Here is a 25,174-nt window from a genome sequence, read left to right on the forward strand (position 1 = left end):
TTAACTTAATTGAACCGCCTATTTAAGGCAAACAAAATTACAAAAAAATGAAGTCTTTTGAAAATATTTAAGATATTAGAATATTCACTGAACAAAATGCAGCAATAAGACCAAATACGACTTAAAAGATATCGAAATGATAATTTTTGATACTTTAAAATATTAAATTAATAACAAATCTAACTTGCAAACCATCTTTTAACCTGAGCAGAATCTCTAAATTTTATAATTGGATATTCAAAAAAGGAAAATAAGAGATAAGAAAGCACTAAAGTAGCACTCCAATAGAATACTAAAACACCCAATTTAATTAAATCGGATAGATCCGAAATAGCAACACATTGCTGAATACTTAATAGTACAATAGAATAATTTATTAGATAAATAGAATACGACCATAAACTAATAGCTGTAATTGGCTTTTTAAGTATTGTTGTTGATGTCCAATTTGAAAACATAGGAAATGTAAGCACTATACTTATTGAAACTATAGATAAATAATACACATTAAAGAACGTTGAAAAATGGTCAGGATTTAATGAGTTTATATAAATATAGACATGAATACCCATGAATAAAATAGCACCCAAACCACAGCTTATCCATTTATAACGTCTCCACGCTAAAGCATAATAAAATGCTAGAAAGGCAGCTAAAAAACCGTAGTAAATACTATCTAATCTATACACGACAACTTTACGCAAAGATTTACTCCAAGAAAAATCATTAGGACTATTGGTGATACCAACATCAAAAATAAATCTATGAAAAATTGAGACACATATTACAAGCAGTGTTACTACCAAAAACAACCATTTACTACTCTTTTTAAAAATTAAACTTAAAAGGAATACTAAAATGGGTCCAATTAGATAGGCAAATTCTTCGATAGTTAAACTCCATGATTCCGTAAAAAAATCAGCCTGTCTATTTGAGAAATTCTGAAGAAAAAAGAAATACTTGTAGAGTTGTTTTGGGACTTCAGTATTAAAAACGAATAACAAACCAATATTGATAAGTAATACTAAATAATAATTAGGCAACGTCCGTAACCAACGACGCATCCAAAACTGAGTGAAATTTTTAAACTTCGTTTGTTTAGCTTCTATCTGTTTAATTAAAATACCTCCAATTAAAAAACCACTAAGCACAAAAAAAAGGTCAACGCCGATAGTTCCAAAAAACTGAATGGTTTTAATAAGTGTTGACTGTGATTCGGGGAAAATTAAAATGGTAGAATGTGAGCAAAGAATAAGCAAAATCGCTAATGCTCTAACAACATCTAAACCAAAAATTCTTTGTTTGTTTGTTGTTATGGATTTCAATGGATCGTTGTTGAATTATTTCTGTCTTGCTACTTTTATAAGTTTTAGTATGCCCAAAAATATAGCACAAAATTCAGTAAAAGTTCCTAGAGTTAAAAGTAGACTCCCATTGGCTTCCCCTTGAATTTTAAATACAGCGCCTACTATAGTTAGCCCTATTCCTAATATCAAAAGAATTAATGGCACTTTAAATTGTTTCAAACTCATTTAAAATAAGCTTTTAATAATATGTTCAATAGTTACCCCTTCAGCTTCTGCCTTATAATTTTTAATCATTCTGTGACGTAAAATACTAGTTGCTACTGCTTGTACATTTTCTATATCTGGTGAAAATTTACCGTTAATAGCCGCATGTGTTTTTGCTGCTAAAATTAAGTTTTGAGAGGCTCTTGGACCAGCACCCCAATCGACATATTGCTTAACTAAATCTGCTGCAGAATCACTATTTGGTCTAGTTTTACCAACCATAGTTACCGCATATTCAATAACATTATCTGCTACAGGAATACGTCTAATTAACTTTTGAAAATCTACGATTTCTTGCGAAGTAAATAAGGCATTCACTTTGGGTCTATGATCAGAAGTTGTCGCCTTAACCACATCTACTTCTTCTTGAAAACTTGGATAATCTAAATTGATAGCAAACATAAAACGGTCTAATTGTGCCTCAGGAAGTGGATACGTCCCTTCTTGCTCAATTGGGTTTTGAGTTGCTAAAACAAAATATGGTAAATCTAATTTGTAATGGTGACCAGAAACTGTTACCGAACGCTCTTGCATAGCTTCCAACAAAGCTGCTTGTGTTTTTGGAGGCGTACGGTTAATCTCATCTGCTAATATGATATTAGCAAATATTGGCCCTTTGATAAACTTAAATTGTCTGCTTTCGTCTAGGATTTCGCTTCCTAAAATGTCACTTGGCATTAAATCTGGAGTAAACTGTATACGTTTAAAATCCAATCCTAAAGCTTGAGAAATAGTATTAACCATTAAAGTTTTGGCTAATCCTGGAACACCAATTAATAAGGCATGACCACCAGAGAAAATCGAGATTAAAATCTGATTAACCACATCGTCTTGCCCTATAATGACTTTGGCTACTTCTTGCCTTAACGCATTGTATCTTGTTACTAGAGATTTTACTGCTGCAACGTCTGACATATAATTTATTTATTTTTTAACCAGTTACTGCTAAAATCGCAATCTCTATGAGATTCGCTTATTTTAATATAAGTATCCGTTATTTTTTCGTTTTGCCATTTACCTATAGCTTCATATTGCTTTTCACTTAAAGCTAATTCTTTGATTTTTAAATAATCACGAGAGTAATCTGCATCATGATCTTCTATTCTATCAGTAACAGTAACTAGTTTAAACTTGATGTTTCCTTGTCTATCCGAATCTGTTAATACTTCACTGATTGCGTTATTTTCTAACCCTTGCAATTGTCCATATAATTCTGGATCCATTTTGGTTAACTCAAAATTGTAATCCTGAGTTTGCGGATTAATTAATTGTCCACCTTGATATTTTGTTTGTACTTCATCGCTAAATTCTTTGGCAGCCTCAGCAAAAGTATAATCTCCTTTATTAATGTCCTCTTTAATTTTTTCTATTCTTTCTTTAGCCTCCATAACTTCTTCATCAGAAATTTCTGGAACTAATAAAATGTGACTTACATCATATTCTTGACCTCTAATTTTTTCTAAGTATATAATATGATATCCAAAATCAGTAGCAAACGGATCTGAAATCTCCCCTTCTTGCAAAGAAAAAGCGACATCTCTAAATTCTTTTACCATTCTAGGGTTAGACCTATTCATTGGAGGTAGTTTTCCTCCAGCTTTTTTTGATCCTGGATCATCCGAATAAAATGCAGCTCTAGATCTAAAACTTTTTCCGTCTTCTTCTATTTCTCTTTTGTATTCTTTTAATTGATCAATTACACGTTGATTTTCGGTATCACTTACTTTAGGCTCAATTATTATTTGTGCTACTTTAAGTTCTGTTCCAAATCTTGGTCTTTCTTCTTTTGGTATTTTATTAAAAAACTGTCTTACTTCTTCCGGCGTAACTTCAATTTCATCAACAATCTTATTCTTCATTTCTGAAGCTAACTTATTGCTCTTATTAATTTCGAACATTTCTTCTCTAAAACTTGCTTCACTATCTTTTTTATAAAACTTAAGCAGCTCGTCCATGTTCCCATTAAATTGTTGCACAAATTGCTCCACTTGTTGGTTTACGTAAGAAGTAATCTCGGCATCATTAACCACAATACTATCTTGTATAGCATGGTGCGCATATAATTTATCTTCTAATAGCTTACCAAACAGTTGACAATTAGTCACCCCTTCTAAAGAAGCACCTTGCGCTTTTAATTGTAAAATCATTTTTTCAATATCGCTATCCAACACAATGTAATCTCCAACTACAGCAGCGACACCGTCTACTTTCGTCGCTCCATTAGCGACTATAGTATCTTTGATTATTTCTGGAGCTGTTTCGTCAATAACTTCTTGAGCTGAAGCAGTAAATATTGCTAGTAATAAAAACGCAAAAGAGGATAACGTTTTAGTTTTAATTGTAAATTTCAAATTGTTCGTTTTTAATGGCATCTTTAGTAATGTCCTTTTCTAATTGTTTAATTAATTCCAATTTTCGTTTATTAATAACGATTTGGTTAATTGTTGGTCTTACGTATTCTAGTGGTGCTGTATCGTTTCGTAATAATACATCATTTATTTGCATCAAATATAATCCTAATGAATCTTTGAGTTGTATAAAATTAGATTTTTTTAACAATTCATTTCTATTTTCCGGATGTACTGCTGTTATTTTTCTAATAACCTGATCTACTCTAATCCATACAGAATCTTTTAAAGAATAGGATTTAAATTGAATAGATACAGAATCAAGGTCTTTTCTATCTGTTTTATTAAAGCGCTTAAATTTTGTTTTAATTTTTTCTAAATCTAAGCGATTAGCATCAACATTTACATATCTAAACTGTATTAAATCTTCATTTAATTTAAAAGCCTCCTTATTAGCATCATAATAACCTGTTGCTTCTGCATTAGAAACTATTGTGTCCAGATTTTTAGAGACTAGAGCTTCTAAATATGCTTTACTATAAAGGTCACTTTTATATTGCTGTATTAATCTATCAAACTTCTCTATTTTGTCATCCGATAGGTTTACTTGCGCCCCCTGAACCAATAACTGTTGGGTTGCCCATTTATTAATAAAGTTATTAGTAAAAATGGCGCTATCCGATTTAGTCAAATTTTCTGGCAACACCTTTTTAAGATCTTTGGCGTATAAAAAAGAGTTTTCCACCCTTGCCAAAGCTTCTTCCTCTGGCACTGGGTTAAAATAGTCACACGACCATAAAACACTTACTATAATACTGATAAATATTGATTTTTTCAATTTATTTTAGTTCTTCTTTGACTTGATTTAAAGCGTCTTGATTAATAATTACCTTGTATTTTTTTTCTAAACCTAATAACCAATCTTTTTCTTTTTGTTCTTGAAAATCAGAGATCACATGTCCTTTAGCTTCCTTAAAAGTTTTTAATGTCTTAGGAATAACAGCTTTTATTTTAACAACACTAAACGCATCATTATGTTTAAATATTTTAGAAACACCTGTTTTCAGCTCAAGTTCTTTTGGTAATGATTGGTGGTTACTGTCCAATGTATCAGTAATAAAACTAACATTAATTTTAGAATCAGAATTTAACTGAGTTTTGATAACTTCCGAAGTCTTATTATTTTTCAGAAGTTTTGCCACTGTTTTGATTACACTTTTCTTTGCCGAAGACGCAACAATTGCATCTACCCTAACCTCATAAAAATAATTATCTTTATTTAAATCATAATATCCTTCCAACCCTATTGAATCTTGTTTTGCTGCATTCCAAATTTCGGTTTCCATTAAATCAAAAAGCAGCAACCCATCACGGTACTCTGTTAAAACCTGAGCATACTCTTCGTTTTCATTTTCTAGATTTTCCTCTTGATATGCTTTTAAATTACTTTCTACAAAAACGTTATAATTGTCTTCTACTAAAGTCTCAAATTCAGTTTTAGCTTGACGTCTACGTTGACTTTTAAATAAAAAATCGGCAAAATCCTTTTCAGTAATTTTCTTGTTTCCAATTTCTAATAATAATGCTTCTCCTATAAAGTCTTCCGGAATTGTCCAGTTACTTCTAAAAAACTCGTCATTTAAAATAGCTATAAACGATTGTAAATCCGGATGCTTTGTTGTTATATTATACTTTTTATATAACCCCTCCAAACGTTTATCGTTAATAACCTTGGATCGTGAATCACGTTTAATTTTATTCTTTAATTCAGGTGCCAATTCTTTAAACGATTTGACTCCATTTTTTTCCAATAACTTAACAATATGATACCCGAATTCCGATTTAAATGGTTTGCTAACTTGACCGACACTTTCTAATCCAAAAGCTTGATTTTCGAATACTTTAGAACTTAACTGCCCTGCTGAAAACGTATTTAATTTACCGCCATTACTACTAGAGCTTTTATCTTCTGAAAACTGCTTAGCTAAAGCTTCAAAAGCTTCACCCTGTTTTAGGCGTTTGTAAATTTCATTAATTCTACTCTCTGCATCTTGTTGATCCGCCTTATCCTCTAACATTATATGTGCTACTGTCACGTCTCCTCTATTATCACGTTTATCTTTTACGAAAACGACATGAAACCCAAACTGAGTTCTAAACGGTGCAGACCACTCTCCTACTTTAGTATTATAAGCTGCATTTTCAAACGCATAAACCATTTTAAAAGCTGTAAAGTAACCTAGCTCTTCGGCAAATAATGTCCGACCATTATGAACATCCTTTTTAACAGCCTCAAATCCTTCGGATATAGCACGAGTTCTTAATTTCTGTAATTCTTTAAATGCTAAAAGAGAATCTTTAGGACTAGCATTTTGATCTATTTTCACTAAAATATGATTGGCATCAACCTCTGTCTGAAGTCTATTATAGGCTTCTTCTATTAAACGATCTGTAACTTTATTATCATTTAAGTAATTTTTTGAAAGTTGATTTTTATAGTTATCAAACTCTCTTAAATAAGAGGTCTTTTTATCTAATTGTAATGTCTTAGCCTCGGCTATTTTAAGTTTATACTTTACAAATAAATCTAGATAATTATCGATGTCCTTTTGCGAATCATCTTTTACTAAGTCTAAATTCTTATTATAAACACGTTTAAACTCAGAAGTATAAACGGGAACATTATCCACCGTAAATAAAACACTGTTACCTTGAGCTTTAGCAAAAAAACAAGAACACAAAAAAACTAGTAATGTGGCACGTAAAATATTCATTTTCATAAAAAAGAGCACTTTTATTAGCAATGTTGGCAAAAATAGCAATATTACACTATAATACAAGCTCTTTTAACAACGAGGGTTCAAACTATTTATTATAATTTATAAGGCGCATTTAAAACGCTAATTTGAGACATTTTTCACGTTCTAAATGTTATAATAGTATTAAAATTTTAGAAAACTTAAATCTAAGTAATCGTTTATTTATACTAAAATCACCAATTCACCACTAAAACCTACATTTTATCGTAACGTTGTTTATTATTAAAATTACTTTAATAACTTTGATTTTTATCCCTCATAACATGAAATACACTACGGAGATCATTATTAACAGGCCTCTAATATACTGCTTTAGTTTATTAGAAGACCACAGTAACATCAAGTATTGGCAAGAAGGCTTAGAAAGCTATGAGCATATTTCTGGAGACATAGGAGAGATTGGTTCTAAAATAAAATTAAATTATGCTTTTGGTAAACGAAAGATTAGTCTAACCGAAACCGTTACAGGTAAACAAAAAGGTAAGACCTTTCATTTTAATTTTGACACTTCCGGTATGCATAATATTCAAGAAAATTATTTTGAAGCTTTGGATAACAACACCACAAAATGGATTAGTACTAACCAATTTGCACCTACAAAATTTAGATCGCATATGATGCTGTTATTAATGCCAAAAGCTTTTAAAAAACAATCCAAAAAGTATTTAAGCGATTTTAAAACATTTGCTGAAAAGGAAATTTCAATTATAAAATAATTATGAGACAACTTAAATTAATTTGGGATTTTAGAGGTCCTGATGCTTTAAAAATAGCACAACACCATGTGATACATCTTAAAGAGTTTATTGCGTTAGAAAAAACCGAATTAAACATTACTGGCCAAGAAGAATTAAGCGACATGCATAGCATTGCTTTTATGGTTGTAAATGAAACAGAAATGAAACCCATACGTGATGCCTTAAAACCACACCGTGGACAAGTGTACATCCCATAAATTAAGCAATTTTAACTTGAAAAATAAAGAATTATTTTGGTTCTTTTAATAATCGTAATCGTCTAACTACTAAACCCTAATATTAAAAGATTAACATTACTAGCATATGGATTGTTTCTATATCAACATATCTCTATGATACCCTATGCAGGATAACGATTATACCTAGAATTACAAATCCAAATAGTAAAATGAAAAAAGTACATCAAAATATAGTGAAAGAAATTGCCCAAGAATTAGATTGTGGGTTTAACTGTTATTTTAATTCCAATACTGATGAGATAATAACAATTCCAAATTTCTCTCATTTTTTTGACGATGAAGAGTTTAAAGAAACCTTTCGTGAGAGTATAGAAAAAATAGAAAAACAGCAATCAGATTTTATGAAATTTGAGCCTTTAGAAAGTTTCGAATCGTTTAAAATAATGGAGCGCTTTATTGAGCAACTAGCTGACGACGATTTTAAAATGGAATTAGAAAATGTGTTGACCAATAAAAAACCGTTTCAAAATTTTAAGCATAAAATTGACCAATCAGAATTTAGACAAAGTTGGTTTGAATTTAAACAGAGTGCGTTGGAAAAAATAGTAGAAAATCAATTGAACTTAGAAAATCCAGACGCATAAATCCTGATGTAACTAATAAAGTCTAAAGCATTATTACAAAAATAGCTGCTTTAGCTTGCTCAAGAGCGCAACTGTTATTATACTGTTTTATAAATAGCTGCTCCTTATTTATTTTAGGTTTTACTTTAATAAAAAATGGCCTAACTTCGAAAATAATATAACTCCTGATATAAATAATTAAAACTAGGTCAGATCATCTTAAATTTTACAATTATTGAAAACAATATCCTGGAATAAATAATATGAAAAGACCACATTATACGTCAAAAAATATTTTCAATAAATTTGTAATCTTATCTACCATAGTTTTCTGCTTATACAATTGCTCAAATAAAAATCATGAAATTATCATTGATTCAGCATTTTTGAATGCCAATAGCGTGGTAATTGATCACAGTTTCACTGTTGTTAATAAAGTACAAAAAGCCTTTTTTGAAAAGATTCTTTTAAAATCAGGAAATCATAGTTTATCCATTAATGGGAAAGAAACTAACTTTGAGATAACTAAAGATGGGCTTTTAAATCTAAATCACCAACAATTCATTGTTTTTCCTATTAGATATGAGAATAGTGAGTCAATGAGCACACGTTCTTTTGATTTACCTTTAATTGTAGGGGACACATTGATAATTTACAGCTATGCTAAGAACCAAAGTCAACTTGAAAAATCACTAAAAAATACGCGTTCATCATTTCTTTATTCAAAGAACAGAATTACATTAACTTCAAATAAAGATATATTTATACCAAAGACTTGGGACTATACCATATCTACATTACCTGATAAAATAAGTAACAATCATAACTCAAAAGATGTAAAAGTAATTTTAGACGTTTTAGATTTTTATAAACTGTTTAAAGCTGGCTATTACACTGGTTATAAAGCTGAAAAACTAGAAAATGAAAACTTAAAAGACTTAATCATCGCTTTATCTAATAAAATTCAATAATTCAATTACCAAGAGTTAAAAATTTAGTGACATTAAAAAGATTACATTTAAAATATGAGTAAAAAAGAATAAGATAGCACATTATTATCAAGCAAAAATTAAAGAAAACAATGAAAACATTAAAAGAACAAACGGACGCTAAAATTGCAGCAGGACGACAGGCTAAGCCTCAGTTTATGCAAGGCGTGGATGAGATTATAAAAAAAGCAAAAGCTTTTAAAGAAGGCGAGCATGCTATTAAAGTTGGTAAGAAAGCTCCAAATTTTGAATTACCAAACCCTAATAGCAAATTAATAGAATTACATAATTTATTAGAAAAAGGTCCCGTAGTTATCAGTTTTTACCGTGGCGATTGGTGCCCGTATTGTAATTTACAATTAAGAGCTTTACAAGCCCGATTAGACGATATACAAGCACTTGGTGCAACATTAGTTGCCATCAGTCCGCAAGTACCTGATGGATCAATGACAAAAAGTGAAATTAGCCAAATGGAATTTACTGTATTGTCAGACCAAGATGCAAAAGTTGCGGCACAGTATGGTGTTGCTTGGGAAGTCCCTGAATTTTTAATGGAACACATGCGCGTAGATCGTAATCTTGATTTAGAAAAAATTAATAATGGTAATAGTAACATACTACCAATTCCTGCCACATTTATATTAGGTAAAGATGGATTAGTTAAATGGAGTTATGTTAATGTGGATTATAGAACACGCTCTGAGCCGGATGAGATTATTGAAGCTTTAAAAAAGCTATCATAACCTAGAGACTAATTTTGCTTGGTCTAATGACTAACAATACCGTTGTTTATGTAATCTATTTGGAACGAAGACAAAAAAAACATATCATTAATAATGGATTTTAGGCCATTCAATCTTAATGTGTAACACAATCGTATTAGTTAAATAAAACCTAACATTTTATTAAAAACAGACAGATCTGTCTGTTTTTAATAAAATGTTATATATTTGCCTCATGAAACATTCTGAAGTAAAACATAGAATCATTGAAACAGCCTCCAGCTTATTTTATAAGAATGGTTATAACTTAACGGGTATCAATGAAATTATTTCGGAAGCAGGCATTGCAAAAGCCACATTGTACAATCATTTTAAATCTAAAGAAGACATTTGTTTGGCATACCTTCAGTTTAAAAACATAAACTTTTTACAAGATATTGAAGATTTTGCAAATACAAAATCTAAAGGTAAAGCTCAAATACTAGCCATTTTCGATTTCCTAACCTTGTTTTTTATGAGCAAAGATTTTAATGGTTGTTGGTGCATCAAAACAGTTGCTGAAATACCAAAAGACAACGAACGTATTAGAACAGAAATTCAGTCTCAAAAAAACGAGTTTATTCAGTTAATCACTTCTCTAATTAAAACAAACTTAGAAGCTTCTAACAAAACGCAAACGGAGTCTCTAGCTAGACAAATCTATTTATTATATGAAAGCGCTGTAGGCGAAAGTCATTTACACCAAGCCGATTGGCCTATAAAAGAGTCGAAAAACTTGTGTAACTTAATATTGAACTAAAAAAATTTAACTCAAAATAGACAGACCTGTCTGTCTTTAATTAATAATTAAATAAATAAAGAAAAATGAAAGAATTTGAAAACAAAGTAGCCTTAGTAATTGGTGGAACAAGTGGTATTGGTAACGCCACAACAAATGCATTATTAGCCAGTGGCGCAATCGTACATGTTGTGGGTAGAAATACTGCTAAAATAGCTGATGCTCCAAATTTAATTAAGCATATTATAAATATCTCTGATACTACAGCGGTACAAAGCTTAATAGAAAGCATCGATGGATTAGATAACTTAGACTACCTAGTAAATGCTTCAGGAATATTTGGACCTAAACCATTTTTAGACCACACTATGGAAGACTACAACTCATATTTAGATTTAAATAGAGGTTTCTTTTTTATAACGCAAAGTGCGGCTAAAAAAATGAAAGCGACACAAGGAGGCGCTATCGTTAATGTAGGATCTATGTGGGCCAAACAAGCAGTAAAAGCAACACCGTCTACAGCATACGCCATGCAAAAAGCAGGTTTACATACCTTAACTAAGCATTTAGCAATGGAGCTAGCAGAAGACAACATCCGTGTTAATGCAGTGTCACCTGCGTTAGTAAACACACCTGTTTACCACGGTGTTTTTGGAGGCAAAGAAGCAGCCGATAAAGCGTTAGTTGGTTTTAATGGTTTCCATCCTATTGGACGTTTTGGAAAAGCAACAGATGTCTCTAATAGTATTCTGTTTTTACTATCTGACAAAGCCGCTTGGGTTACTGGTGCAATTTGGGATACTGATGGAGGTGTAATGGCAGGTAGAAATTAGAAAAAGTTAATAGAAAGTCATACAATAATTTAAACCTTATTTATGGCTTTCTATCTATTATGGATTATCATAAAAATTGAACACATGAAAAATATAGTAATTACATTAAGTATCCTTGTCCTTTTTAACTCGTGTAAAGTTAACCACACCTCAGAAAAGGATAGCGTAACTAACGCTACAACAGATTTAAGTCAAAATAACACCTCGACATTAAAATATAAAACTTTAGCCATAGATGGTGTAAATATAGCGTACAGAGAAGCTGGAAATCCAGAACATCCTACAATTGTATTATTACATGGTTTCCCAGCGTCATCTTATCAATATAGAGAAGTATTACAACAATTAGCAGATCAATTCCACTTAATAGCTCCTGATTATCCTGGCCTTGGAAATAGTGACTTTCCTGATGCTAAAACCTACCAATACACTTTCGATAATATAGCAACAACAGTCAATGCCTTTTTAGAAAAAAAGAACATTAATTCTTATGCTATAATGATACAAGATTATGGTGCACCAATTGGTTTTAGACTCGCTACCTCCCACCCTGAAAGAATTACAGCTATCATAAATCAAAATGGAAATGCATACGAAGCAGGTTTAGGCGACGCATGGAAAGATATTAGAATACTCTGGGAAAACAGAACTAAACAGACGGAAGCGGCGTTACTACCTGCTTTTTCTTTGGAAGGGCTAAAATGGCAATACACACATGGCGTTAGAGATCTACAAACGGTAGATCCGGACAGTTATAATTTAGATTATTTAAGACTATCCAGACCAAATGCACACGCCGTGAATTTAGATTTGTTTTATGATTACCAAAATAACGTGGCATTATATCCAAATGGCAAAAGTATTTAAGGGATAATCAACCTCCATTATTAATTGTTTGGGGTAAAAATGATGCTTTTTTTCCTGAAAGCGGTGCGGAAGCATTTAAAAAGGACGTCCAAAATATTGATTATAATATTTACGAAACGGGCCATTTTGCATTAGAAGAAGAAGGAGACGCCATCATTAAAAAAATTAGAAGTTTTATGCGAAAGCTTAATAAATAAACACGTCTAATATACTAATCTTTTAATTTTATAAATGATAAGTGTCCTATGAAACAGCTAGTACTAATTTTACTTTTAACGGGCGCTTTAGTGTCGTGTAATAATGTAAACGACAGTAATTATGAAGCCCCTAAAAACCAGTTCTTTTTACCACCTCCTACCACTTATAATTACAAACAAATGGATAGTGTTACCCTATTTTATAGAGAAGCAGGTGATAAAACTAAGCCTACAATAGTATTGTTACATGGTTACCCTTCATCATCACATTCTTATAGACACTTAATCCCTATGTTAGCTACGCATTACCATGTCATTGCTCCTGACAACTTAGGTTCTGGCTAAAGTACACACTTGGATCCCACAAAAACAACGTACACTTTTGATGTGTTGGCTAATTATACCGAAAAGCTTATTAATGCGCTACAAATCGATAATTATGTGCTATACATGCAAGATTTTGGGGCTCCTGTTGGTTATAGAGTGATGACGAAAAACCCTAAAAGAATAACTGCATTAATCGTTCAAAATGCCAATGCTTATTTAGAAGGCTTAACCCCCAAAAGGCAACACTTTTTTAAAACAGCGCAAACTGATACTTCTCAAAAACAACATGATTTCTTATACCGCTTAACAGGTGAAGATGCCATAATTAACAAACAGTATTTATTTGATTTAGATAGCACGAACAGCAACATTCAAAGTCCTGATGCATGGACACATGATTTGTCTTTCCTAAACACTAAAAAGGATAGAGAAATTCAGGTACAGTTATTTCAAGATTACTATACTAATTTATTAAGCTATCCCAAATGGCAAAATCTATTAAAAGAAAACCAGCCTAAGACGCTAATTGTTTGGGGTAAAAAAGATGTGAAATTTAATGCTAACGGAGCGAAAGCTTACCTCAAAGATTTACCTAATGCAGAACTCCATCTATTGGATGCAGGGCATTTTGCAGCTGAAGAAAAAACTAGAGAAATAGCAACTCTTATACTCCGTTTTTTAGATAAAAATGAGATCAGATAATAAAAAGAGCACAACTTAAATGCTGTGCTTTTTTTGTTTTTATCTAGTTGAAACTGTTAAAAATTATTACTAAAAAGTTAAATGCTTTTGTGTTACCTTAATATCTAGTATCTTAAGTAGAACATGACACTAAAACTAATTTTACTCTTATTAATGACACAAACACTGTATCCACAATCTACAATACCCGAATCTATTGCAAATGAAATTAAAACAGCGCTGTCTTATTACCCTGAATTAAAAGACACACCTATTAATTTTGAATTCAAGAAGACTATAAAAAAATCGACGATGCAAGCACAACCAACTGCTGGCAGTTTTCTAAAACGAAAAGGAAAGCGCTCTTATAATATATTTATAAGTGAAACTGTAAAGATTTCTGGTGCTGTGTATTACACTAAAGATATGCCTAAAGACGTACTAATTGGTTGGATTGGTCACGAACTAGGTCATGTTATGGATTACAAAAACAGAAGCAACCTCAACCTGATGTGGTTTGGTGTAAAGTATCTTTTGTCAGACAACCATATTGCAGCTGCAGAACGCTCTGCAGATACTTATGCTGTACAATCAGGAATGGAAGATTATATACTAAAAACTAAAGCCTTTATATTAAGTCAAGCTAATATTGAGCCATCCTACATCGCAAGAATTAAAAAATATTATTTGTCTCCCGAAGAAATCATGGCCATTATAAATCAAAGGGACGCTAAACTATCCAAATCTTAGTATTTATGGACAAACGTTTCCCAATCTTTAAATTTATCTTCTCCCATAACGCGTTCCATTTTAACTTGCCCTCCTTTTTTCTTATTCGCTCCACTCCACTCAGAAAACACCTCTGTATCAATAACCTCAACTTTTACACCTTCTAAAGCTTTACCTCTAGCAACCTTATAGTTTTTATTAGCCTTTTTCAAAAATTGATCTAAAGCTTTTACAATTTCAGCATTGTCTTCTTTTAAACCTTCAGAGCCTAAATACCAACTATGATAAAAGCCATCATCAAAACGCTTGGCACATAATGTATACTCAGGAATAGTAGTATTAAAAGTATCTTCTAAATGTCTAATAGCATCATCCAGTTTATTAACAGATAATTGCGAACCAACCGTATTTAAAAAGAATTTGGTACGTCCCGTTATTTTAATTTCTGCTCTTTCAATATTAATAAACTCAATTGTATCACCAATTAAGTAACGCCAAGTACCACTTACGGTGCTAATAATTAACACGTAATCTTGCTCTAGCTCAACGTCCTTTAAAGTAACACTCGGTGCTTCATTTTTTAATGAGCCATCTTGGTTAATGTATTCAGGTTTAAAGGGTACAAATTCAAAATAAATGCCGCCATCAGTGACCAATTGCATAGCATCAGTTTCTGGTCTGGCTTGGAATGCTACAAAACCTTCCGACGCTAAATACGTATCAATAACGGTTACGGGTTTTCCTAGCAACGCATTAAAACTTTTCTCGTATGGACCAAAAGCAACACCTCCAGAAGTAAAGACTTGCAAATTAGGCCAAACGTCGTGGATATTTTCAACCTTATGGTAATCGATAACAGCTTTTAGCATGAGTTCCATCCATGACGGAATTCCGCTTAAAGCGCCAATATCCCATTGTTTTGCTCGCTTAGCTATTGTGGTTACACGTGTATCCCAATCGTCAATTTTAGCGATGTCTTCTCCTGGTTTATAAAACCCTTTAAACCATGATGGAATATTACTAGCTGTAATTCCGCTAATCTCCCCTTCTAAGTGATCATCTTTCTCTATTAAATCGGTAGAGCTTCCTAACATCATAGCTTCTTTACTAAAAAACTCGGCAGGTAAATTAAAATTACTAAGTGCTGTAACTTGATCTATTCCTGCTTGTTTAATAGCCTCTAACATAGCATCGGTTACAGGGATACGTTTACTTGTTTTCCCTGTTGTTCCAGAACTTAATGCAAAATAGGATGGACTACCAGGCCAAGTTACGTTTTCAATCCCATCATGCAATTTAGACCACCATTGCTCATTAATTTGGTTATAATCAAAAAACGGAATACGTTCAGAAAAAGCTTTTGAAGGTGTTTCTGACTCTAAAATAGCTTCAAAATTATACTGCTTACCAAACAACGTATCTTTAGCTGTATCTAATAACCTATGTAACACCTTCTCTTGAGCTTCGATTGGTTTTACTTCTGGTGTCAACGCTTCTTTTAAATTAATTGCCCCTTTTATAACGTTTCCTATAATCTCCATGTTACTTATGTATAATGTAATTGCCTAGTTTTCTAATTTCTATGAAAATAAAAAAAAATATATAATCACAACGGTCCTTTACAGTAATATTAACAGTCACCTTATGTCATGTTTCGACTTGCTTTAATTAGAAAATTCTGATATCTTCGGAACAAATATATCTCCCAAAATCAAAAAGCAAATACCTAAACCCATGCCCAACGAACAACTAATTAAGGATATTAAACATTTTGAATACACTACAAAAGACAGGTATGAAGTCATGCAAAATCTATTAAAAAAAGAGTATAACCAATCTGAAATAATAAAAGAATTTGACAACTACCAGTTTAAGTCCGAGTGGAATGGAAATATATTAGGTTTTTTTATGATTGGTCTAGCGATATGGATAGGCTTTAGTATAAAATCTACCTTTGGAAGTTTTAACTACGAATTTGATTCTTCCGGAGATTTTTTCAGATTAAATGAATGGGTTTTTAAGCCTTTTTTGATTTTAGCTTTATTGTTTACAGGTATCAATGCTAGTATCAATAAAGGTTTTATAAATAAAAACACACGCCTAACCTTGTTAATAGCATTGGTATTGTTCATTGTTATTTCTATAAGCTCCAATTCGCCTATGTCCGCCTTAGCAGGAATTATTGGTATTGTTATTTATAGCTTATACAAAACCGCTTCAAAAGAGAGTGTATCAAGTGCTGAAATAATTATTAATTCGATAAGACGTGGCGCTAATGATCATAAAGTAATTTTGAAAAAGGTCATTGCTGTTGATGGCAAGGACTGGAAAGGCTCCTCTATATTTCTATTTCTATTATTAGCTTTTTGCTTATTACTCAACTCCCCTATTGATATGACGCGAGAAATCACATATCAAACTGCTAATAGCACATCCTATAGACCAGCATTACAATCCATTGATACGATCCTAGTTTATGGTTTAAAAACACTACTATTAATAAGCTTAATAGTAAGTCTATTTTTAAGTATTAATTATAAAAAATTTAGACTCTTACTATTTACTTTAATGAGCTTATCTGTCATTTATATCGTAGCTACTATTTTTCATTCCAACTTCCAAGTTTCTATATTTCCGCCATTACTTATTATTTTAAGTGGAGCAATAAAAATAACTTTAGATAAAATAGCGCTTGTAGAAGCAAAACAGGATGTACACTAAAAACCAAACATAAAATGACCATTACACATTACCCACGGTAGTCAAAATTAAAGAAAAGATATAAATACAAACACCTACAGGAATAAGACTCAATAAAAACCACAGCAGTCCTGTTTTATTAAGTAAATTAATTATCGGTAATGCTATATAATAAAACAAGATGCACAGTGCTACTTTATCGTTTATATAAAGATGAAGATTAATATGACATGCAGATTGTAGACTAATTAGAATAAAAAATAACGCCAGTGATACTATATTTAGTTTTTTCATTACGACAAATGTAACAAATACTTTTTTACACATTAAAACACGATTTTGGATCTACTTTAAACCATTATTTAATTTTCTGTGTTTTTAAAATTAAAACTTTAAATTTGAATTGCGTTAACACCTCATAAGCAGTTTTAACTTTCATTAATTCGTTCACCCTCACTATTATGAAAAAAATATTAACAATTCTAACAGTATTATTACTATCTAGCCTGTCCTATTCTCAAACATGTGAAGACACATCGCCTTATAAAGAAGGTATGATTCTAGAATACACAAACTATAACAAGAAAGGTAAAGAAAAGTCTGTGGAAAGTCACACCATAGAAACCGTATCAAATGAAGACGGCAACCTGACTATTTATATAAAATCTATAGAAGACAAAACGCCTAAAGAATACATCTTAAAATGTATTAATGGTGATTTTTATGTCGATATGTCAAATTACACAACCTTACAAAACAATGATAATAGCAACAATTTTAAGGTAAAGGCCACAGGAGACTTTTTAGAATTTCCAGATAACATGGAGGTTGGTACTGTTTTAAAAGATGGAACTATAGATTTAGCTATTGGTGACGAAAATAGTTCGGCTTCCATTGCCACCATGAATATACTCAACAGAAAGATACTTGCAAACGAGTCATTGACTACAAAAGCAGGTACTTTTGATGGATACAAAGTCTCTTTTGACTATATCTTTAATATAGGCATCATCAAATTTAGAGGCTCTGGAATAGAATGGTATGTCAAAGGTATTGGAATAATAAAAAGCGAAAATTATAGCAAAAAAGGAAAACTACGATCGTCTAGAGTATTGACAAAAATCACTAATAATTAAGACTAACTCTTGATTATAGTGTATTAGACCTAAGAAAAGCACAACCTAAAGTTGTGTTTTTCTATTTTAACACAATGCAACAGTATCGCTTATTGCTCTGCATCATAGTGCTACATATTTTTAAATCTAAGACGACTTCTTACTAGGCGTAACAATCATAGCATTAGCTATTTCATTTAATCCGATATATCTGTCATTATTAATCAAAAAAACCAAATATCATGACAAAAACCGTGTATAAATACTTATTAACCGCACTCCTTTTAATTAGTGTTTTATCTTGTAAAGACAAAAATAAATCTATTCTTGAGCAAGAGGCTATTCAAGATTCCTTAAGACTGAATGCTATTGAGACATTTAAAAAAGACTTAATCCCTAGCCCACTAGAACATACTGATTTTTATATTTCACTACCAAAAGACTATATCATAAAACCCCAACAAGGTCCAGATTTCAATATATTTTATGTTGTCCATAACGACACCATTAGTACTACAAATTATTATGGTGGTTTATATATTGGTAATCATCCAAACACATTTGAGATGACTAACGATAGTTGTAACATTGATTATATCGAAGGAAACGTTTTTGACAAAAAAAACCAATGGACCACATATAATTGTAACGAGGACTATTCCTTAGAAGCTGTAATAGACAATAAGTACAATCAAAGCTGGAACCAAAAAATTCATTTTTTTGGTAATTCGGTAAACAAAGAAGGAATAGACAAGTTAATTATGATTTACGAAACGTTGTCAAAAAGATAAAATAAAAAACAATGCAAGTAACTAAAACAATATTACTGATCACCTTACTATTTACATTTACAACTTATGGTCAAGACACCTATATAGTAACAGCTAAAAATGGTTTAAATATAAGAGTCGCTCCTGAGTCTAATGCTAAAAAACTAGGTGTGCTTCCTTTTGAATTTGAATTAAAAATTAATAGTAGTACAGACATAGTAGAAACAGTTAAAGATGGTGACACTAAAGTTTCAGGCGAATGGATTAAAATCGAGTTAAAGCAATTACCAAGCATACACTCCAGTAAACAGTATGGCTATATTTTTGATGCCTATATTAAATGGAAAAATCCTTATAAGGATATAGGTCATATTGATACGTTTGAAAAACTACCAAGTTTAAAATTTACAGCAATAACTGAAGTTGAATTTAACAAAACCGATAGTATCGCCCCTTCTAAATTAACCAAAATAGAAAAAGATGACACCCACTTCTTTATTAAAACAAATAAGGAAACACACCAATTTAAATTTTATAAGGATTATGGTGCCAATGGTGGTTGGAGTGGTTCCGAATTTATAGGCTATTATCCTGCATTTCAGTTTTATGCTATCACAACTAATTTTACTTCTGGAGGTCTTGGTTTTGGACAATTTATTTTGATTGATCGTGTTACTAATCACCAATACACCCTAATATCTATTGGTGATGGCGAAGTACAGCAACCTATCCCCTCGCCCAACAATGACTATTTGATTTATTACTATAACCTTATGTATAGCGCAAATGAATCCTTTATAAGCTTAATAAAAGTAAATGCCTCAGCAAAATTAGATGCCAATAACTATTTATCTGAATATAAAAGCTATCATGCAACAGATTGGCAAGTGGAAGCTATTAGATGGAGTCAAGCTTATACTTGTGTTGTTAAAGCTAGCCATAAAGTGTACAAAAATAAGAAATGGATTAAGACCTTCAAATATTTCAAAACTGAGATAAAATAGTATTATACCCTATACAATTCACCTAACAAGCTTTAATGGCTGGATTAATAATATTTTACTTCGAAAGTTTGAATCACTTGGACAAAAACAAGTAGGTTTAAGATCCCCATTTAATTAAAATACAATCTCACTTCTTACCTATTTTAAATGATGAAATTAATGATTAATCTTTTTATTACTTAACCTCTAAAAAAAATCCTTTTAGCACCGATAAAATCTCTTTTGATTCTGTTTTTAATATAGGAATTTTAAAATTTGGAGTTTCTGGAATTGAATGGTATGTCAAAGGTAGTAGTGAAAACTATAGTGAAAAAGGAAAATTATGATCATCTAGAGTATTGTCAAAAATCATTAACATTTTACGATTTGAGCTATAATAAAAAAAAAGAGCAACTTAATTGTTATGCTTTTTTTATTCAAACCTGTTCAAGAACTAAAAATAACTTCGTACTATATTTCAAAAAAACAAATTTTAATTTGTCAAAAAAATCTTTTAAATTTGAATATTAGTAAAATAACCCATTAAAACAACCTAATTTATGAAAACAAAATTACTTACATTATTACTATTTATTACAACCTTTAATTTAATAGGTCAAATCAATCTCGTTCCTAATGCGGATATGGAAAATTGGGATTCGTTTGACGATAACCCTGACGATTGGAGCAGGTTTCTAAATGGATATTGGAATAAAAGTTCGGACGCTCAAAATGGTACCTCAAGCTTAGAATTAGAAATTGATTCTGACAGAACATTTATATATATATTTACTCCTGATATTCAATTTACAAGTGGAACTACGTATGTTTGTTCTTTTTACTATAAAAAAGTGTCCGATAATATTACCAAAATTGAATTTAATTTGATGCAAACACAAAGTGTCTTTCCAGTAAGTTTATCAGATAATGAATTCACAGATTTATCTGCAACAGAATGGAAAAAAGGAGAATTTGAATTTACCGCTACAGATACAGAAAATGTGCAAGCTTGGATATATACCAGAGGTGATGCTAGTGCAAAAGCATTAATTGATAATGTCTCTATTGTTAATAAAGCAACATTATCTACAGCAGCATTTAGTGATGTAAAAAACAAAATAAATATCTATCCAAACCCATCACAAAACCAAATTAAAATTTCTGGAATAAACACTTTAGAACCGTACACAATTTATAATGCTATTGGAAAAGAAATTTCAAAAGGAAAAGTGTCTAAAAACGAGGAAATTGATATTAAAGCATTCTCTAAAGGGCTCTATTTCTTAAAATTAGATAACGGAAACACATTAAAGTTTATAAAAGAATAAAAAAACAGTATTGATAAAACAAGAAACAGACCTATAATTACTTGTTTTATTGAAACCTGAAATTAGAAAAGCACAACCTAAAGTTGTGCTTTTTTTATTTATACTTTTACAACAAAATTGAGCAATCAAAATTACAGCCTTCATTTTTATAAAAAAACTATTAATTTAGTAAATATTATTTTTATAGGTACAACTTATTAAAATGAGTCTATATCAATTAAACCCTGCTGTCGACTATAGCACTGTTAACCTTAATATCACAGAAAATTCCATTGGAAAATTTAATTAAAATAGCTAAAGAACATGGTTTAACAAATGATCTAATTGATCAGTTACTAAATATTTCTACTATAGAAAAGATTAAAAATAAAACTGTTCTTTTAGATTACGGAGAGAAAACCAATAAAATATATTACATCCTAAAAGGTGGTTTTGTCACTAAAGCTTGGAATGAAGAGAAACAAATTGAAAAAACAATAAGCTTCAATCTAAATTCTTTTCATCCGCATATGACCGAAGCTAAAGCTTATTTCTTTAATTTAGAAAGTGAAAATAAAATACAAGCCATAAGTAATGCTACCGTATTATCTTATTACAAGTCTGACCTAGATAAAATTGCTTCAGAAAATAATAGTTTTAATAAATTCTCCAATCATATGATTATACAGAGTTTAATCTCTGAAAATCAATTAAGATCTAAACTATTAACCTATTCACCTAAAAAATTTTACACATACCTTTTAGATGAGCATCCCGAAATAAGTAAAACGATACCGTCTAAAGATATTGCAAGTTTTCTTGGCATTTCCGAGGTATGGATGAGTAATATTAAACACGACCTCTAGTTTTCTTAAACTACTTTAAGACCTTTCTTCAAGCATCGCTATACCTTTGTTTTATAAAATTACAAATTATGAAACAACTTACAAAAAAGTGTTTAGTTACTGCTATACTTCTTTTTAGTGGATACAGCTTATTTGCTCAGAATTCATCAAAAAAATTATTACAAAATAGTACTAACTATACCAAGTACAATTTAAGGAAGGTAATATTACTGAAGTTTGGGAAGATGGTATGCGCACTTCGGGAGAAAAAGAAACCTATCAGTGGTGGTATTTTGACGCACATTTAGAGAACGGCAGTACTGCTGTAATTGCATGTCATACCAAAGCAATGACAAACATTGATAAGCCTTCGCAACCCTATGTTACACTATCTATTAATAAGACTGACGGTACCAAAAGAGTGTACAAAAAGGATCTATTAACTAATAACGATACTAGCCCTAAAGCAGTATAGAAATTAATGTGTTTGGGCAAACCCAATCAAGGCTAATAACAAACACCTTTTTAATAATAGTTAAGACTTTACACAACAAGATTATCTATTAACCTATTAGATCACCTATTCAATAAAATAATATTTAAAATATCAACTTATGGCAACTATAGAAAATAAAAAAGAGATTAATTACACTAAAGCAGATGCTACACACATCAAATTTCCTGTAACCGACAGAGAAGCACATTTTGATTGGTGGTACTTTGATGCACATTTTGACAACGGAGATCATTTTGTAGTCATGTATTCTCTTAACGATACTAGGTTAAACCCAAGACAACCCTCCGTTCGTTTAAATATATATCCAAAAGGAGAGCTAGAAATTAGAAAGATAAAAGAATACACAGAAGCTGACGTCACGACTAGTTACGAAAAGTGTGATGCTACATTTGGACAAGAGTACTGTAAAGATTGTGGCGATCATTACGAATTGTATACCATGATTGATGGCTACGGTGCTAAACTGAAATTAAATAAAAAGAATCATCCCTTTACAACAGAAGGCTATCCTGTTCCAATGGGATGGACAGTGGCTGTTCCGTCTGGACCAATAGAAGGAGAATTATATAAAGGTGGCCAAGCCATTAAAGTTAAAGGTATTGGATATCATGATCATAATTGGGGTGAAAAAAGTTTAGCAGGAGCATTTAAAAATTGGTATTGGGGGAAAATCCACACGCCAGACATCTCCGTTGATTATTCAATGATGATAGGTCTAAACGGAGATATAGCAGTAACCGGGGCATTAATTACTGACGAAACGTCTATATATATGTCACCTCTAGATATCTATGAAGAACCTAACATAAGTAAAATAGTAGGTGTTATAAATGCTACTATGACAGAAAAAACAATGGGATACACCTTTGCTAAAGACTTTACACTAAAGGGGGCAAAAGGAGATTTTAGTTTTATAGCAAATATTAAACTTGAAAAAATTGTAATGATTGAAAAAGCTGAAGTAGCAAAAAGTGAAGATGCTTACAGATATATAGCTAAAGAAGAATTGATTGTAACTAAAAATGGTGAAACAAAAACGTACCATACCAATGGTTTACACGAAATAGTATATTTAAACCAATAAAAGCTTAACCTTTGGTTTTTGCTAATACCCTTATATTATATTCCTTTCATTAAAATGAAAGGAATATTTTTTTCAAGAACACTCCTAAGACTAGAAACAATAGATTATATCTACATCGTACTGTTTCTTCTTTCAATTAAATTTATAATTATTCTAAGCAAAATAATTATGCCCACCTTTGTTGTTTCGTTTTATTTTATACTAAGTTCCTTTATACTACAATCAACAAGTATCCTATATAAAAACCTACCAAAGGTTATAACGCTGAGAAGTGTCAATCAATTTAAACCATCCAGACGACTAAAAACAATATATTAAAGACCTTTCAATCCGTTTACAATAAAAGTACTAACGCTTTTTTTCCATCCAAATATATACTAACCTTTTCAAAAAAATCTATTACTTTGGCACATCCAATTTTTGTAGATACAACTTATACAACAATTTAAACCCTAAATAAAAACAACACGCATTATAACACAAATGAAACCAACCCTAAAAAAATTATTAATCTTAGTTAGTCTGATATTTATTATACATGAGATTGTAATCATAACTGATGGATTAATTGATGATGATGATAATACAAAAACTAAGATCGCGGTTATACTGGGATCTAAAGTTAATTTAGACGGTAGTTTATCTAAGAAACTTAAAGCACGTTTAGATCGAGGCTATCAATTATATTCGGACGCCCAAGTCAGCAAACTTTATGTTAGTGGCGGACTAGGTAAAGAAGGGTTTTATGAAGGCACAGTTATGGCAGATTACTTAGTATCCAAAGGGGTTCCTGAAAAATTAATTACAATCGATGATAATGGTATTAATACAAGACATACCGCTCTTAATTTTGTAAAAGATTACCCTTCGGAAACGTCTGTTACCATTGTCAGTCAATACTTTCATATTACCCGTTGTAAGCTAGCCTTTAAACAAGTTGGAATTACCAATGTAACAGGCGTGCATTGCGACTATTTTGAATCAAGAGATCTATACGCTGTTGTTCGAGAATTTTTCGGATTTTATAAGTACTTAGTTTATTATTAATAAAAAATATACGCCCGTTACAAATACTTGATATTATAAAAAATGGCTACAGATCAATACTTACTAGAACGAATAACAAATATATTAACTAGTAAAAAAACACAATGGATTGATAAAAAAATGTTTGGTGGACATTGTTTTATGGTTAATAAAAAAATGTGCTTTGCCACCTATAAAGGCGGATTAATGCTTAAAGTTGGTACAGCAGAAATAAACGAATTATTAAATAAAAATGGAGCTAATAAAATGATTCAAGGAGGAAAACCAATCAAAGGCTACCTATTTATCCAACCAGAAGGCTATGATACCGAAGACGATTTAGAATTTTGGATCCAAAAATGTCTAGATTTTAATACCAAACAATACAGTGCTTAAAATTATATAT

Annotated in this window: 27 protein-coding genes and 1 pseudogene; 21 read left to right on the forward strand and 7 right to left on the reverse strand. The window is 31.1% G+C overall.

From position 1 onward, the window contains the following. Window positions 1-179 precede the first annotated feature (179 nt). From E9099_RS00755 to E9099_RS00780, 6 genes are read right to left on the reverse strand one after another with little or no spacing between them, the layout of a single operon-like run. Window positions 180-1,325, reverse strand: coding sequence for an acyltransferase family protein (locus tag E9099_RS00755; protein WP_136581846.1), 1,146 nt, complete (start codon window positions 1,323-1,325; stop codon window positions 180-182). A gap of 15 nt (window positions 1,326-1,340) precedes the next feature. Then, on the reverse strand, window positions 1,341-1,532 hold the full coding sequence (locus E9099_RS00760) for a gliding motility protein GldL (RefSeq protein WP_136581847.1): 192 nt from the start codon (window positions 1,530-1,532) through the stop codon (window positions 1,341-1,343). Then, a complete protein-coding gene (locus E9099_RS00765) occupies window positions 1,533-2,486 on the reverse strand; it encodes an AAA family ATPase (protein ID WP_136581848.1) in 954 nt (317 codons plus the stop codon). A gap of 5 nt (window positions 2,487-2,491) precedes the next feature. Further along, the gene (locus E9099_RS00770) at window positions 2,492-3,922 is read right to left on the reverse strand and encodes a peptidylprolyl isomerase (protein WP_317130636.1); all 1,431 of its coding nucleotides are present in this window, start codon (window positions 3,920-3,922) and stop codon (window positions 2,492-2,494) included. Continuing rightward, complete coding sequence (locus E9099_RS00775; protein ID WP_136581850.1) at window positions 3,906-4,757, reverse strand: peptidyl-prolyl cis-trans isomerase; 852 nt, start codon at window positions 4,755-4,757, stop codon at window positions 3,906-3,908. The genes E9099_RS00770 and E9099_RS00775 overlap by 17 nt, the downstream gene beginning before the upstream one ends. Window position 4,758: 1 nt before the next feature. Further along, complete coding sequence (locus E9099_RS00780) at window positions 4,759-6,699, reverse strand: peptidylprolyl isomerase (RefSeq protein ID WP_136581851.1); 1,941 nt, start codon at window positions 6,697-6,699, stop codon at window positions 4,759-4,761. A gap of 302 nt (window positions 6,700-7,001) precedes the next feature. On the opposite strand from E9099_RS00780, the gene E9099_RS00785 reads away from it, so the two are divergent. The 11 genes and pseudogenes from E9099_RS00785 to E9099_RS00830 all read left to right on the forward strand — a co-directional run bounded on the left by E9099_RS00785 (window position 7,002) and on the right by E9099_RS00830 (window position 14,442). Beyond that, complete coding sequence (locus E9099_RS00785; RefSeq protein ID WP_136581852.1) at window positions 7,002-7,454, forward strand: SRPBCC family protein; 453 nt, start codon at window positions 7,002-7,004, stop codon at window positions 7,452-7,454. A 2-nt stretch (window positions 7,455-7,456) separates the two neighbouring features. Next, on the forward strand, window positions 7,457-7,693 hold the full coding sequence (locus E9099_RS00790) for a hypothetical protein (protein WP_136581853.1): 237 nt from the start codon (window positions 7,457-7,459) through the stop codon (window positions 7,691-7,693). Between the two features lie 191 nt (window positions 7,694-7,884). Continuing rightward, window positions 7,885-8,319 (forward strand): UPF0158 family protein, encoded by a 435-nt coding sequence (locus E9099_RS00795; protein ID WP_136581854.1) that lies wholly within the window; start codon window positions 7,885-7,887, stop codon window positions 8,317-8,319. Between the two features lie 242 nt (window positions 8,320-8,561). Beyond that, window positions 8,562-9,269 (forward strand): hypothetical protein, encoded by a 708-nt coding sequence (locus E9099_RS00800; protein ID WP_136581855.1) that lies wholly within the window; start codon window positions 8,562-8,564, stop codon window positions 9,267-9,269. A 110-nt stretch (window positions 9,270-9,379) separates the two neighbouring features. After that, complete coding sequence (locus E9099_RS00805) at window positions 9,380-10,030, forward strand: peroxiredoxin-like family protein (RefSeq protein ID WP_136581856.1); 651 nt, start codon at window positions 9,380-9,382, stop codon at window positions 10,028-10,030. 214 nt (window positions 10,031-10,244) lie between these two features. Beyond that, entirely contained in the window at window positions 10,245-10,808 is a 564-nt protein-coding gene (locus E9099_RS00810) for a TetR/AcrR family transcriptional regulator (protein ID WP_136581857.1), read from the forward strand. Between the two features lie 65 nt (window positions 10,809-10,873). Next, window positions 10,874-11,620 carry an SDR family NAD(P)-dependent oxidoreductase gene (locus E9099_RS00815; protein WP_136581858.1) on the forward strand — a complete coding sequence of 249 codons (747 nt, stop codon included), beginning with the start codon at window positions 10,874-10,876 and terminating at the stop codon, window positions 11,618-11,620. Window positions 11,621-11,704: 84 nt separating this feature from the next. Beyond that, a complete protein-coding gene (locus E9099_RS00820) occupies window positions 11,705-12,487 on the forward strand; it encodes an alpha/beta fold hydrolase (protein WP_240788927.1) in 783 nt (260 codons plus the stop codon). 23 nt (window positions 12,488-12,510) lie between these two features. Beyond that, the gene (locus tag E9099_RS19720; RefSeq protein ID WP_410523978.1) at window positions 12,511-12,684 is read left to right on the forward strand and encodes a hypothetical protein; all 174 of its coding nucleotides are present in this window, start codon (window positions 12,511-12,513) and stop codon (window positions 12,682-12,684) included. Window positions 12,685-12,864: 180 nt separating this feature from the next. Then, a pseudogene (locus tag E9099_RS00825) lies at window positions 12,865-13,713 on the forward strand (alpha/beta fold hydrolase). A 123-nt stretch (window positions 13,714-13,836) separates the two neighbouring features. After that, the gene (locus E9099_RS00830) at window positions 13,837-14,442 is read left to right on the forward strand and encodes a hypothetical protein (protein ID WP_240788928.1); all 606 of its coding nucleotides are present in this window, start codon (window positions 13,837-13,839) and stop codon (window positions 14,440-14,442) included. On the opposite strand, the gene E9099_RS00835 is transcribed toward E9099_RS00830, so the two are convergent. Beyond that, entirely contained in the window at window positions 14,439-15,962 is a 1,524-nt protein-coding gene (locus tag E9099_RS00835; RefSeq protein WP_136581859.1) for a GH3 auxin-responsive promoter family protein, read from the reverse strand. The two genes, E9099_RS00830 and E9099_RS00835, sit on opposite strands and share 4 nt — an antisense overlap. 193 nt (window positions 15,963-16,155) lie before the next feature. Between E9099_RS00835 and E9099_RS00840 the strand changes: the two genes are divergently transcribed. The 10 genes from E9099_RS00840 (at window position 16,156) to E9099_RS00885 (ending at window position 25,164) form a co-directional block, all read left to right on the forward strand. Then, window positions 16,156-17,142, forward strand: coding sequence for a hypothetical protein (locus tag E9099_RS00840; protein ID WP_136581860.1), 987 nt, complete (start codon window positions 16,156-16,158; stop codon window positions 17,140-17,142). Between the two features lie 440 nt (window positions 17,143-17,582). Further along, window positions 17,583-18,257 (forward strand): hypothetical protein, encoded by a 675-nt coding sequence (locus tag E9099_RS00845; RefSeq protein WP_136581861.1) that lies wholly within the window; start codon window positions 17,583-17,585, stop codon window positions 18,255-18,257. Window positions 18,258-18,478: 221 nt separating this feature from the next. Beyond that, window positions 18,479-19,027, forward strand: coding sequence for a hypothetical protein (locus E9099_RS00850; RefSeq protein ID WP_136581862.1), 549 nt, complete (start codon window positions 18,479-18,481; stop codon window positions 19,025-19,027). An 11-nt stretch (window positions 19,028-19,038) separates the two neighbouring features. After that, window positions 19,039-20,010 carry a hypothetical protein gene (locus E9099_RS00855; protein ID WP_136581863.1) on the forward strand — a complete coding sequence of 324 codons (972 nt, stop codon included), beginning with the start codon at window positions 19,039-19,041 and terminating at the stop codon, window positions 20,008-20,010. A gap of 539 nt (window positions 20,011-20,549) precedes the next feature. Beyond that, a complete protein-coding gene (locus tag E9099_RS00860; RefSeq protein ID WP_136581864.1) occupies window positions 20,550-21,317 on the forward strand; it encodes a T9SS type A sorting domain-containing protein in 768 nt (255 codons plus the stop codon). A 272-nt stretch (window positions 21,318-21,589) separates the two neighbouring features. After that, window positions 21,590-22,162, forward strand: a complete 573-nt coding sequence (locus E9099_RS00865) for a Crp/Fnr family transcriptional regulator (RefSeq protein ID WP_136581865.1) — start codon at window positions 21,590-21,592, stop codon at window positions 22,160-22,162. Between the two features lie 229 nt (window positions 22,163-22,391). Beyond that, a complete protein-coding gene (locus tag E9099_RS00870; RefSeq protein ID WP_136581866.1) occupies window positions 22,392-22,616 on the forward strand; it encodes a hypothetical protein in 225 nt (74 codons plus the stop codon). A gap of 139 nt (window positions 22,617-22,755) precedes the next feature. Next, on the forward strand, window positions 22,756-23,742 hold the full coding sequence (locus tag E9099_RS00875; protein WP_136581867.1) for a hypothetical protein: 987 nt from the start codon (window positions 22,756-22,758) through the stop codon (window positions 23,740-23,742). Window positions 23,743-24,225: 483 nt separating this feature from the next. Next, window positions 24,226-24,789, forward strand: a complete 564-nt coding sequence (locus E9099_RS00880) for a YdcF family protein (protein ID WP_136581868.1) — start codon at window positions 24,226-24,228, stop codon at window positions 24,787-24,789. Window positions 24,790-24,831: 42 nt separating this feature from the next. Beyond that, window positions 24,832-25,164, forward strand: a complete 333-nt coding sequence (locus E9099_RS00885) for a TfoX/Sxy family protein (RefSeq protein WP_136581869.1) — start codon at window positions 24,832-24,834, stop codon at window positions 25,162-25,164. Window positions 25,165-25,174: the final 10 nt, after the last annotated feature.

The sequence above is a fragment of the Psychroserpens sp. NJDZ02 genome, from assembly GCF_004843725.1.
Taxonomy (GTDB): Bacteria; Bacteroidota; Bacteroidia; order Flavobacteriales; family Flavobacteriaceae; genus Olleya.